Source organism: Tritonibacter litoralis (genome assembly GCF_009496005.1).
Lineage (GTDB): Bacteria > Pseudomonadota > Alphaproteobacteria > Rhodobacterales > Rhodobacteraceae > Epibacterium > Epibacterium litoralis.
This window is the reverse complement of sequence record NZ_WIBF01000001.1, coordinates 798833-811564: the sequence shown is the minus strand read 5'-3', so window position 1 is coordinate 811564 and position 12732 is coordinate 798833. Positions and strand designations below refer to the sequence as shown.

Genomic DNA, 12732 nt, shown 5'->3' with positions numbered 1-12732 from the left:
TGGCGGGGTTTTTTGTTTTTGCAGCCTATTCCGCCGCGCGGGGCAGAGGGTCTTCGGGGAAGCCTTCGCCGGGTTTCCAGCCTTCCGCATCCCATTTCAGCGCCACCTCATGCAAAGACCGCAGGGCCTGATGCAGATCGCGCCCGTGTTCCGTCATCTCATAGCTGACTTCCGGAGGGATCGTCGGTTTTTGCGTGCGCAGGACGATGCCGTTCCTCTCTAGCATTTTCAGCCGGTCGGTCAGAACCTTGGCGGAAATTTCCGGCATCAGCCCCATCAGTGCGCCAAACCGCAACGGGCCTTCGCTGGACAGGTTCCACAGAATGGTGGTGGTCCATCGCCCGGTGACGGCCTTCAAGACCGGATCCATCGGGCAAGAGATACAGGATGCGCCTTTTACTTTCATTTTGGTAACCGGTTACTCTTTGGTAATTACTTACTTTCTGAAAGTAGGGCTGCCATCTCTTCTTTTCAACCAAGAAGGAGAGTGCATATGGCACGGATCGAAATCATTTATTTCTCGGGCTACGGCCACACCGCAAAACAGGCCGAAGCGGTGCTGGAAGGCGCTAAAACCAAAGGCGAGGCCCGTCTGTGGGCGATCCCCGAAGACGGCGTCGTCTCAGCCGAGCTCTGGGAAGCCGCAGATACAGCAGATGCGCTGATCTTTGGCGCGCCAACTTATATGGGTGGGGTTCCCTGGCAGTTTAAGCGCTTTGCTGATGAAACGTCCAAACGCTGGTACGAAGGAGCTTGGGCCGATAAATTTGCAGGCGGCTTTACCAATTCAGGCAGCCATCTGGGCGACAAGGGCGAGACCTTGAACTACTTGCGGGTTCTGGCCGGGCAGCACGGGATGCTGTGGGTGCCGCTGAACCAGAAGCCTGCAAATCTGCTGACCAGCACGCCCGACGATCGCAACTGGGTTGGGGCCAGCGCGGGCGCTGCGGCCACCTCTCCGGCGGATTCTTCGCCGGAGCAGGCCCCGCGGGCAGGCGACCTGCAGTCGGCCTTTGACTATGGCGCGCGGGTTGCAGGTTTCGTGGCCGTCTAATTCCGGCAACGTTTTCAGAACAAAACCAAAGAAAAGGAGCGTTTTTGCGCTCCTTTTTTATTTTCCGGCAAGGGCTTAACGGGGCACTTGGCGCAGCTCTGTGGCATGTTGGCGGTGAATGAGGACCAAAATGTATACTTTTGTATCCCTGCAACTCATTGAAACAAAAGATTTATTTACACTACCTCATTGTCTCGCTAGGCTCCGGCCAAGACCAAGGAGCCCCAGATGACGATTATTCAGGACCATCCGCTGCGATATGAGCTGGCCAATGAGCTGCACGCGCGTCCTTTCCCAAACATTAGCGCGCCTGCGACTGTGATTTACTTTGCGGTCAAACAGCCAACCGAAGCCGTGGCGCGGGATCGTTCCAAAGACCTGGCCCATTTGACCGCTTTGTTGGATCGCCACGGAGAGCCGCACCCTGCCTTGGGAGCAACGCATCACTCTGCCAAAATCGGTCGCTACAATCTCAAATGGGAGCAACATACCGAGTTTGTCAGTTACATGCTCTATTGCGACGGGGTAGGAGATCGTGCCTTTGATGCGGCGGATTTCAACGCCTTTCCGGCGGATTGGCTTGCAGATGCACCGGGGCAGGTGATTTCATCTGCGCTGATCCGTGTGATGGCGCGACCGGCGGATGATCAGATCTACAAGAGTCTGGATGATTGGTTTGTCCCCGAAAGCCTTGCCGTGTCGAAAGTCCTGGGCGACAGTGCAGTGCTGGCGGGAGATTTCCGCATTGATTCAGCCGGCCATATGCGGTTTGGGGTCTATGTGAGCGATGGCACAGGGCCCAAGCGGGTTGGCCGCGTCGTGCAGCGTCTATGCGAAATCGAAACATATCGCGCCATGTCTATGCTGGGTTTTTCGCGGTCGCGTGGTCTGTCTCCGACGATTGGGGCGCTCGACACTCATCTGAGCGAGATGATGCAGCAGATGACCGGGCAGACCGTCGACGCTGAAGCCACATTGAAACAGCTGTTGACGGTCGCGGCTGAGCTGGAGTCCATGGGCGCGCGATCTGCGTTTCGCTTTGGCGCAACCGGAGCCTACCAGGCGTTGGTTTCACAGCGGGTCGAATTGCTTCGCGAAGAACGGTTTCAGGGCTATCAGACCTTTGCAGAGTTTATGCTGCGCCGCTATGAACCTGCGATGCGCACGGTAAAATCCACCGAAGGCCGGCTGGCGACCTTGGCCGACAGGGCGCGGCGTGCGGGCGAATTGTTGCGGACACGGGTAGATGTGGAACGCAGCGCGCAGAACCAGGCATTGCTTGAGAGTATGGACCGGCGCGCGGATCTGGCACTGCGGTTGCAACATACGGTCGAAGGGCTGTCGGTTGTGGCAATCAGCTACTATGCGGTGTCGCTTGCATCCTATGCGCTGTATCCGCTGACCAAAGCGCTCGATATCTCCAAGGGAACGTTAACAGCGGCCGTTACTCTTCCTGTGATTGCGATGGTGTGGTGGATGGTCCAGCGGATCAAAAAAAGTCTGCATTGAGCGCACGGTTATGTGATCTAGTTCCTTTTGATTGCTGCAACGCGGCGTAGTATGTTTTGAGTGAACATTCAATTTGAAGGTATCAGTTGTGCGTATGAAAACCGTTGAAGGACGGTATGCCGAGATCGCCAACCGGCTACGTCTGCTGCGTGAGCATTACAATTTACCAAGCAAGAATTTCGCCGAACAAGCGCAGGTCTCGGCGAAATCCTATTCCCAATGGGAGTCCGGAGATTTCCGCATTTCACTGGACGGGGCGTTGGCCATTTGTGCGCGCTTTGGGGTGACGCTTGATTTCATCTATCTTGGGCGGATTGACACGCTGCCCTACAGTCTGGCGCTCCGGCTGACGGATGTGAAAGCGGATGTGAAAAAGACCCTCGTCCACGCGGGCTGAGGGTCTTTCTGTTTGCTGTATCGCTTTTGGGCTCAGCGACCGCGGATGCGGGGATCCAATGCATCCCGCAGACCATCACCCAAATAGTTCACGCTCAGCACTGTGAGCGAGATCATCAGCCCCGGAAAGATCACTCGTTCAGGGTACAGGATCATCCGGTCCACCGAGTCATTTAGCAGACGGCCCCAGGTCGGGAAGTCTGGTGGAAAGCCAAAGCCCAGGAACGACAGTGAGCTTTCGGCGATAATGGCGGTGGCAATCCCCAAAGTGGCGGACACCATGATGGGCGACAGCACGTTTGGCAGAATGTGCCGCAAGACCATTTTGGAACTGGTGGTTCCCACAGACCGGGCGGCCAGCACAAACTCACGTTCTTTGATGGCCAGAACATCGCCGCGCACGATCCGGGCGGTGGGCATCCAGCTGGTGACCCCGATCAGCGTCACGATCAAGACAAAGACGCCGCCTTCGGGGCCAATGGCCTGCGCCAGCGCTTCGCGAAACAGGACCGCCGCCACCAGGATCATCGGCAGCAAGGGCAGCGCCAGAAACAGATCGGTGATCCGCATCAAAACGCCGTCCAGGCGTTTGAAATACCCGGCGGTGACCCCGACAAAGGTGCCAAACACCAGGGCCAGCAGCATTGCTGCCATGCCAACCGCGATGGAAACGCGACCGCCAAACATCAGACGTGCCAGAGTGTCACGCCCCAGATTGTCTGTGCCCAATGGAAAGGCCCAGTCCACTTTGGCGCCGCTGTCCCACAAGATCGTATAGATCGGGCGCATGTCCCGCAGGCGCAAAAAGTCGCGACCAGTGGGCACAAATTTGGCGTCATTCCAATAGACAAACGGGCCGACCAATACGCCCAGCAGGATGGTCGTAAACAGAATGCCACCCAGCAAAGCGCCGCGGTGGGATTTGAACTGGTCCCAGACATCCAGCCATTGGCTGCGCGGCGGCGCGGCGGGGGCGGGGGTGCTTAGCTCAGTCATAACGGATCCTCGGGTCCAGAATGCCATACAGAACATCGGCGATCAGATTGAACAGCACGATGAGTACGGCAAAGATAAAGGTCAGGGTTTGCACCATCGGCAGGTCATTGGCCTGGATCGCACCAATCAGCAATTGGCCGATACCGTTCACTTTGAACACTTGTTCAGTGATGATCGCACCGCCAAAGATCGACGGGATCCCTAGGGCAATCACGGTGACCACTGGGATCATCGAATTGCGCAGCACATGGACCATGACCACGACGTATTCGCCCAGACCTTTGGCCCGTGCAGTGCGCACGTAATCCTGGTTCAGATTGTCCAGCATGGAGGCCCGCATAAACCGGCTGAGCTGCGCAGTGATCTGCAGCGCCAGAACCATCACCGGCATCACCATCTGCTTCATCTGGAACACAAAGCTTTCCCAATCAGTGACCTTGTGCGTGGTGTCATAGATTGACGGGAACCAGCCCAGCTGGACCGAGAAAATCACAATCACCAACACGCCCGAGAAGAAGGGTGGAACCGAAAAGCCGATCATCGACACAAAGGTGCCCATCTGGTCGAACCAGCTGTATTGGCGATAGGCGGAATAAATGCCGATTGGAATGGCGATCAGGATCGCAACCACATAAGCCGTGCCAACAACCCACAGGGTTTGGGGCAGACGCTGCACAACAATATCCATCACCGGCGAACGGGTCTGCCACGAGATCACGCGCAGCTTGCCCTCGGCCAGGTTAGTGCCAAACAGGGAATCGATCAGGACCTGCGGTTCAATCCAGAAGAACTGGACAATCCATTTCCAGAACCGGATGTGCAGCGGCTCGCCCAATCCCAGGGCCAGGCGCATCTTTTCTTTGACTTCTGAGGGAACCGTCAGCGGAACTTGCGCCATCGGGTCACCCGGTGCGAGCTCCAACAGCAAGAAAATCGCCAAGCTGATGAACAGCAGCGTGGGCACTGCAAGGATCAGCCGGCGGATTGTAAACGTCAGCATCGGAAGGGACGCCTTTATTTTTGTTTTGATTGAAGGGTTTGTTGAAAGACCAGCGTATTACACGCGCTGGTTATTCGACAAATGCAAAACTGAAACGACAAGCGGCCCCGGCAGAAACTACCGGGGCCGTCTGCGCCGTCAGACGGTTACTTGATGCGGTACCAATCCGCAACGTTCCACAGTTCGCTGTCCCATACGTTCAGGTCAACACCACCCAGAGTGTTCGCCGCGCCCGACAGGCGACCACGGTGGACCAGCGGGATCATGCCGCCTTTTTCAAAGATCAGCGTGTTCAGCTGTTGGCCGATCTCAATCCGTTTTTCCAGGTCGGCGGTTTTGGTCAGCTCCAGATGCAGCGCGTCATACTCTTCGTCACAGAAGCGCGAGATGTTCTCACCCTGCCACTGCGATGCCGGAGAAGGCGCCTGGTCACACAGACCGTTGCCGAAATAGGACTGCGGGTCGGTGCCAGCAAAGGTGTTGGCATACATTTCCACATCCGCATAGAACTTCTGGAAGGTATCCGGCGAACCTGCGTCACCGCCAAAGAAGACAGAGGCGTTGATGTTGCGCAGTTCGCTTTCAACACCAATCTCGCTCCACCACTGTTTGATCAGCGCCTGGAAGTCCTGACGCACAGCATTGGTTGAGGTCTGGTACAGTAGCTTCAGCGGAACACCGTCTTTTTCACGGATGCCGTCGCCATCGGTGTCCACGATGCCGGCATCATCCAGCATCTTGTTTGCGCCTGCGATGTCTTGCACGTCACAGCCTTCGGGGCTGATTGCATAGACTTCCGGTGCCGGAACCCAGGAACAGGTGACCTTGCCCGCTTTACCATAACCGATTTCCACCAGCAGCGGACGGTCGATTGCCATGGACAGTGCTTTGTAAACAGCTGGATCACTCAGGAACGGGTGCGGGCGCACAACCGCGCGATCATCAGGGCCAAGCGCCGGGTCGGGGTTGGTGTTGTTCAGCATGATACGCTCAACCAGCGGACCAAAGCCCGCAATCGCCTTGCCCTTGCCGCCGGCTTCCATCTGCGCAATCACATCGGGTGCCAGCTGCAGGTTCCAGGCGTAATCAAACTCGCCGGTTTCCATAACCGCACGGCCCGCTGCTGCTGCATCACCGCCACCTTTGAACAGAACGCGACCAAAGGCCGGTTTTGCAGGATCGCGATAGTTTTCGTTGGCCACATAGGTGATCACATCGTTCGGCTTGAACTCCTCAACCACAAAGGGGCCAGTGCCGATGGGGCCAAAGTTTGCATCTGTACATTCGGGTGCTTTGGCACCGATACATTCCTTGAACTGAGCCATTTGCAGGATCGGGCTTTCGACGCCAACAAACGGGCCATAAGGCGACGGTGTGGGGCCTTCGAAATTGACGACCACGGTCAGATCATCAGGGGTTTCAACTGACGCGACGCCGCCGAATTTGGTCAGCTGCGCACAGCCGCCTTCGGGGTGGGTGCAGTATTCATAGGTGAATTTCACATCGGCCGAGGTCACAGCGGTGCCATCCGACCATTTGAGGCCGGGCGCAATTTTCCAGGTGATCGAGGTCAGATCTTCGCTCACGCCGCCATTCGCGACGGTTGGAATCTCGGTGGCCAGCCATGGAACCAGCTCGCCCTGTGCATTGTAACGCGCCAGCGGCTCCAGAATCAGCGAAGACGCCTCAGTGTCTTTGGTGCCGCCTGACAAAAACGGGTTCAGGATCGACGGCGCTTGCCAGTAGATGATGTTTACCTGGCCGTCGCTTCCGCGTTCTGCAAATGCAGCAGGTGCCAGGGCTGCGGTTGTGATGGCACCCAGCAAAAGGCTTTTGATTTTCATTACACTCTCCTTGTCGGACGTTGTCTGGCTCGCTTGTTATCAAGCGATTTTTCCGCCCTGTTTGTTTACGGTGCACTCGCGTAAATCCCGAAAAATCGGGTGTGCTCTCAATTTTGGCGATCAAAACCAAATACTACCGTAACCCGTATTTGCTCTGCCTAATTGGCGAACACATGCGATACCGTGAGGCTATCGAAACAGAGTTTTGAGAAAAAGCAAGCCATACGCCACGGAAAATGATCAAATGCTTTGAAATTGCCAATCGATTTGGCATAGTCGCTAAAATAATTCCACGGGAGCCAAAACCCGGGAGAAGGTCAGGGGAAAAATACGTGTTGGATCAACCAATTGCTCGAATTAGCGGGCTGAAAGTTCAGTTTCAGACAAAGGATGGCCCGGTGCTTGGGGTCAAGGATGTCTCCTTTGATGTCCAGCCCGGAGAGACGGTTTGCGTGGTCGGTGAGTCCGGTTCCGGCAAGTCGGTGTCCTCTCTGTCGTTGATGCGCTTGGTGGAGTTCGGCGGTGGCGAAATTGTAGGCGGTAGCCTGGAATTTAATCGCAAAGACCAAGGCGTAAGCGACTTGGCCCACGCCGAACAATCCATGATGAAGCAGATCCGCGGCAATGAAATTGGGATGATTTTCCAGGAGCCGATGACGGCCCTGAACCCTGTTTTTACAGTTGGACGTCAGCTGACCGAAGGCCTGCGTGTCCACAAGGGTATGACAAAAAGGCAAGCCGAAGCCCGTGCTTTGGAACTGTTGACCGAGGTACGTATCCCCGAGCCCAAGCGCCGCTTGCGCCAATATCCGCACGAGCTGTCAGGCGGCATGCGCCAACGTGTGGTGATCGCCATGGCCATGGCCTGTGAACCCCGCCTGTTGATCGCGGATGAGCCTACCACAGCGCTGGACGTCACCATCCAGGCCGAAATCCTTGCGCTGATGGATCGGTTGAAGCGGGAAACCGGCACGGCGGTTCTGTTCATCACCCACGACATGGCTGTGGTGGCTCAGATGGCGGACCGCGTGGTTGTCATGTTCCGCGGCAACAAGGTCGAAGAAGGCCCGGTCCAGCAGATCTTTGAAAACCCCACCCATGATTACACCAAAGCCCTGCTGGCGGCGGTGCCCAAACTGGGGGAGATGGCGGACAAAGAATACCCCGAGCCGATGCGGTTGATGGGCGTAGAACAGTCCGAGCCCAAACCGATCAAAGGCACCGACAAGGTGATCCTGAACGTGGAAAACCTGGTGACCCGCTTTCCGGTCAAAGGCGGCCTGTTGCGGCGCACCGTGTCCAATGTACACGCGGTCGAAGATGTGTCGTTCAAAGTCTTCGAAGGTCAGACCCTGTCGTTGGTTGGAGAATCAGGCTGTGGCAAATCCACCGTGGGCCGTTCGCTGCTGCGTTTGGTTGAGCCGATGTCCGGCAAGGTGGAATTCCAGGGTCAGAACATCCTCAACTATTCCCCGAGCGAGATGCGCAAAACCCGGCAACAGCTGCAGATGATCTTTCAGGATCCATTTGCGTCCCTTAATCCGCAGATGCAGCTGTTGGATCAGGTGGCCGAACCGTTGCGCAATTATGGTCTGGCATCCGGATCAGAGCTGCACGACCGGGTGGCAGAACTGTTTGACCGGGTGCATCTGCCGCGCAGCTTCATGCGCCGCTACCCGCATGAGATGTCAGGTGGCCAGCGTCAACGGATCGCGATCGCGCGCGCCTTGGCGCTGCACCCCAAACTGATCGTGGCAGATGAGGCGGTCTCGGCGCTGGATGTGTCGGTACAGGCGCAGGTGTTGAACCTGATGATGGAGCTGCAGGCGGATCTGGGCCTGTCCTTCCTGTTCATCAGCCACGACATGGCCGTGGTCGAACGGGTCAGCCATCAGGTTGGGGTGATGTATCTGGGTCGCCTGGTTGAGATTGGCCCGCGCGAGCGTGTCTTTGCCAATCCGCTGCACGCCTATACCCAGGCTTTGATGCGGGCGGTTCCCATTGCCGATCCGACGTTGCGCAAATCCGAACGCGATCTGAACTTTAAACCCATTCCGTCGCCCATCCACGAGCTGGGATATGAGCCCGAGAAATCCGAATATCTTGAACTGGAACCAGGCCATTTTGTTCTGACGACAGATGCGGGCTACTGATTAAAAACTGCGCTCTGCCTCGTCTTTGCAATCGCGGGGGCAGGGCAGGGCTTGTATCCCGGATCAGACGGGTTACTTAATCTGGTAAGTAATTTACCTTCTGACGTGTTGCGTTGAAGGAAGATCCGTTTAGACGTTTTGGATAAGTTTCATTTGGGGCTGCAGACCATGTCTGAAGCCCCATGCGCCGCGATCCGGACACGGCAACGGTCCTGCGCCGCGGGGATAGACAAAGGAGCAGGGGATGCCCGTCAAAAACAGATTTGCAGAGCTGCAGCCAGAAATCGCAGCCTGGCGGCATGAGCTTCACCAATACCCTGAGCTTTTGTATGACACCCATCGTACCAGCGCATTTGTGGCGGAAAAGCTCAAAGGTTTTGGCTGTGATGAGATCACAACCGGCATCGGCCGTACTGGCGTGGTTGGGGTGATTAAAGGCAAGACAGATACCAAGGGCCGCGTCATTGGCCTGCGCGCCGATATGGACGCCTTGCCCATTCACGAGGCAACCGGACTTGAATATGCCTCTACCATTCCCGGTGCGATGCATGCCTGTGGCCATGATGGTCACACGGCGATGTTGTTGGGGGCTGGCAAATACTTGGCTGAGACGCGCAATTTTGATGGCACGGTGGTGTTGATCTTCCAACCTGCCGAAGAAGGCGGCGCGGGTGGCAAGGCGATGTGTGATGACGGCATGATGGCGCGCTGGAACATCCAAGAGGTCTATGGCCTTCACAATTCGCCGGGGATCCCGATGGGTGAATTTGCAATTCGCCCCGGTGCGCTTATGGCCTCCTCGGATGAGTTCACCATCCATGTGACCGGCGTCGGCGGCCATGCGGCCACCCCGCATGACACCATCGACACGACATTGGTGGCGTCGCAGATTGTGGTGTCGCTCCATTCCATTGTGTCCCGCAATGTGGATCCGCTGAAACGCGTGGTACTGACCGTTGGCACCTTTGAGACCGACAGCACCGCCTCCAATGTGATTGCCCATACGGCCAAGCTCGAAGGCACCGTACGCACCTTGGACAGTGAATATCGGGATGCGGCCGAGGGCTGGGTGCGCCGGGTTGCTGAAAGCACCGCCGCCGCCTTTGGCGCCACGGCCGAGGTGATCTGGAGCCCGGGCTATCCGGTGACCATCAATTCAGAGGCCGAGACCGCATTTGCCGCAGAGGCCGCCCGCGCCGTGGCCGCAAAGGTCGATGCAGATACGCCGCCCATTATGCCGTCCGAGGATTTTTCCTATATGCTGCAGGAGCGCCCTGGGGCGTATATCTTCCTGGGCAATGGCGATACCGAAATGTGCCACCACCCGGCCTATGTGTTTGATGACGATGCCATCCCCTTGGGATGCAGCTGGTTTGCCGAATTGGCTGAACGACGAATGCCAGCGGCCTGAGCCGCGCAACACAACAAGGAGTAGAAGATGCCTGTCAAAAATCGTTTTGCAGAACTTCAGGACGAAATCACCGCCTGGCGCCGGGATATCCATGAAAACCCCGAGATCCTGTTTGACACCCATCGAACCAGCGCTCTGGTTGCCGAGAAGCTGAAAGAGTTTGGCTGCGACGAGATTGTCACCGGCATCGGTCGTACCGGCGTTGTAGGGGTGATCAAAGGCAAAAGCGACACCAAGGGCAATGTGATCGGGCTGCGCGCCGATATGGACGCGCTGCCCATCTTGGAGGCCACGGGGCTTGAGTATGCCTCAAAAAACCCCGGCGCGATGCACGCATGTGGTCATGATGGCCATACCGCGATGTTGTTGGGGGCCGCCAAATACCTGTCAGAAACGCGCAACTTTGATGGCACCGTTGTGGTCATCTTCCAACCCGCCGAAGAAGGCGGCGGTGGCGGCAAAGAGATGTGTGATGACGGTATGATGGCCCGTTGGAACATCCAGGAGGTCTATGGCATGCACAATTGGCCGGGCCGTCCGTTGGGGTCCTTTGCCATTCGTCCTGGCGCGTTTTTTGCGGCCACGGATCAGTTTGATATTACATTCGAAGGCAAGGGCGGACATGCCGCCAAACCGCATGAGACCATCGATACAACCGTGATGGCGGCGCAGGCGGTGATTGCCTTGCAGACGGTGGCATCGCGCAACGCCGATCCGGTGGAGCAGATTGTGGTCTCGGTCACCTCGTTTGAGACCTCTTCCAAAGCGTTCAACGTGATCCCGCAAAGCGTGCAGATCAAAGGCACCGTGCGCACGATGGATGCCGGCATGCGTGATCTGGCGGAAAAGCGTATTCAAGAGATCTGTGCAGGTGTGGCGGCGACCTATGGCGGCACCGTGGATGTGAACTATATGCGCGGCTATCCGGTGATGGTGAACACCGAAGAGCAGACCGAATTTGCCGCCAAAGTTGCGCGCGATGTTGCGGGACATTGTGAGGACGCGCCGTTGGTGATGGGCGGGGAAGACTTTGCCTATATGCTGGAAGAACGTCCCGGTGCCTATATCCTGGTGGGCAATGGCGACACTGCGCCGGTGCATCACCCGGAATATAACTTTAATGACGATGCCATTCCGGCCGGCTGCAGCTGGTGGGCGGAGATTGTCGAACAGCGCATGCCAGCCGCGTGATCTGCTTGCCAGCAGGCGGGGTGCTCCCGCCTGTTTACGCCCTGCCAAAGGCAGGGCGACACAGTTGGGCGTGGCAGGGATCCGGGGCCGGATCCCTGCGGTCGCGCGCGCACCCTAGCGTGTCAATAAATCGCGATAGACGGCGATGATGGCCGCAGCTTCGCCTTCCAGCCGGAAGTTTTCCAGCACATGGGTGCGGCTGGCTTGCGACATGTGGTGCAGACGGGCCGGATCTTCCAGACAGTGGGCGATGTCTGATGTGATCTTCTCCAGATCCTCAATCTCACACAGGGTGCCGGTCTCGCCGGGCACCACCAGTTCTTCAAACGCGCCGACCTTGGTGGCGACAGCGGGCGCGCCGCAGGCCATGGCTTCAAGCGGGGTGAGGCCAAAGCCCTCCCAACGTTGGGGTGCCACATAAAGATCCAGCGCCTGGAAATGGCGCGGCACGTCCTCAACCGGTACCTCATCCCGGAACAGGATCTGGTCCTGAAGCCCGGCGGCGGCGACCTGATCCTTGAGATCCTGCAGGAAACCTGAGTTATCCGCGGTTGCGCGACCCATAATCAACGCGCGCACATGGGGGTGGGATTTGCAGACCTTTATCATCGCCTGCACAAAAAGGTCATTGCCCTTTTGATGGCGGATGCGTCCGAAACAGCCCACCAGCAACCCGTCTGTGGGCAGGTCCAAGGCGGCACGCAAGGCTGCCTTATCCGCGACGGGCTGGAACAGATCGCAGTCCACCCCATGGCGAATGACGGTGGCGTCACGCTCCAAATAGCTGGCGGATTTGCCCGATGTTGCGATCACATGATCCATGCGCCGGATCAGCCAGCGGGTGAACCCGGTGTGGCGGCGTTGCGCGGCCGAGGTGAACAAGAGGCGCAGGCGTTTGCCCAAGAGGTATTTCAGCGCCAGTCCTGCCACCATTTCCACATTGCGCCGGGCGTGCCAGACCCGTGCTCCGGACGGGCCGGACCGGGGCATGGTCACCAGCGCTTTGGGCGGCACATTGGGCACCTCATCCGGCAACAGGGGCGATGTGGCGGTGATTGCAATATCGCGTGCCTGAATGGGAACCAGCCGGATCACGGTTGATGTAACGCCAGAGTAGCGTTTTTTGAAACTGGGCGCGATCACGTCGATGTCGCGAAATTCAGAAGAGGACATAGGCG

General features: G+C 57.5%; 11 protein-coding genes. 6 read left to right on the top strand and 5 right to left on the bottom strand.

What is annotated here, in order from left to right:
• Nucleotides 1-25: 25 nt before the first annotated feature.
• Entirely contained in the window at nucleotides 26-406 is a 381-nt protein-coding gene (locus tag GFB49_RS03945; protein ID WP_153214464.1) for a winged helix-turn-helix transcriptional regulator, read from the bottom strand.
• 87 nt (nucleotides 407-493) lie between these two features.
• Between GFB49_RS03945 and GFB49_RS03940 the strand changes: the two genes are divergently transcribed.
• From GFB49_RS03940 to GFB49_RS03930, 3 genes are all read left to right on the top strand, one after another.
• Nucleotides 494-1054: a flavodoxin family protein gene (locus GFB49_RS03940; protein WP_153214463.1), complete on the top strand. Its 561-nt coding sequence runs from the start codon at nucleotides 494-496 to the stop codon at nucleotides 1052-1054.
• Between the two features lie 228 nt (nucleotides 1055-1282).
• Nucleotides 1283-2563, top strand: a complete 1281-nt coding sequence (locus tag GFB49_RS03935) for a DUF3422 family protein (protein ID WP_153214462.1) — start codon at nucleotides 1283-1285, stop codon at nucleotides 2561-2563.
• A 94-nt stretch (nucleotides 2564-2657) separates the two neighbouring features.
• Nucleotides 2658-2960: a helix-turn-helix transcriptional regulator gene (locus tag GFB49_RS03930; RefSeq protein ID WP_153214461.1), complete on the top strand. Its 303-nt coding sequence runs from the start codon at nucleotides 2658-2660 to the stop codon at nucleotides 2958-2960.
• Between the two features lie 32 nt (nucleotides 2961-2992).
• Here the strand turns inward: GFB49_RS03930 and GFB49_RS03925 are convergent, their stop codons facing one another.
• From GFB49_RS03925 to GFB49_RS03915, 3 genes are all read right to left on the bottom strand, one after another.
• The gene (locus GFB49_RS03925; RefSeq protein ID WP_153214460.1) at nucleotides 2993-3955 is read right to left on the bottom strand and encodes an ABC transporter permease; all 963 of its coding nucleotides are present in this window, start codon (nucleotides 3953-3955) and stop codon (nucleotides 2993-2995) included.
• Nucleotides 3948-4955, bottom strand: coding sequence for an ABC transporter permease (locus GFB49_RS03920; protein WP_153214459.1), 1008 nt, complete (start codon nucleotides 4953-4955; stop codon nucleotides 3948-3950). Before GFB49_RS03920 ends, GFB49_RS03925 begins: the two co-directional genes overlap by 8 nt.
• A 146-nt stretch (nucleotides 4956-5101) precedes the next feature.
• Nucleotides 5102-6799 carry a peptide ABC transporter substrate-binding protein gene (locus GFB49_RS03915; protein ID WP_153214458.1) on the bottom strand — a complete coding sequence of 566 codons (1698 nt, stop codon included), beginning with the start codon at nucleotides 6797-6799 and terminating at the stop codon, nucleotides 5102-5104.
• Between the two features lie 332 nt (nucleotides 6800-7131).
• On the opposite strand from GFB49_RS03915, the gene GFB49_RS03910 reads away from it, so the two are divergent.
• The 3 genes from GFB49_RS03910 to GFB49_RS03900 all read left to right on the top strand — a co-directional run bounded on the left by GFB49_RS03910 (nucleotide 7132) and on the right by GFB49_RS03900 (nucleotide 11554).
• On the top strand, nucleotides 7132-8952 hold the full coding sequence (locus GFB49_RS03910) for an ABC transporter ATP-binding protein (RefSeq protein WP_343032459.1): 1821 nt from the start codon (nucleotides 7132-7134) through the stop codon (nucleotides 8950-8952).
• A 244-nt stretch (nucleotides 8953-9196) separates the two neighbouring features.
• Nucleotides 9197-10363: a M20 aminoacylase family protein gene (locus tag GFB49_RS03905; protein ID WP_153214456.1), complete on the top strand. Its 1167-nt coding sequence runs from the start codon at nucleotides 9197-9199 to the stop codon at nucleotides 10361-10363.
• A 27-nt stretch (nucleotides 10364-10390) separates the two neighbouring features.
• Entirely contained in the window at nucleotides 10391-11554 is a 1164-nt protein-coding gene (locus GFB49_RS03900) for a M20 aminoacylase family protein (protein ID WP_153214455.1), read from the top strand.
• A gap of 114 nt (nucleotides 11555-11668) precedes the next feature.
• Here the strand turns inward: GFB49_RS03900 and GFB49_RS03895 are convergent, their stop codons facing one another.
• Nucleotides 11669-12727: a glycosyltransferase family 4 protein gene (locus GFB49_RS03895; protein ID WP_153214454.1), complete on the bottom strand. Its 1059-nt coding sequence runs from the start codon at nucleotides 12725-12727 to the stop codon at nucleotides 11669-11671.
• Between the last annotated feature and the right edge of the window lie 5 nt (nucleotides 12728-12732).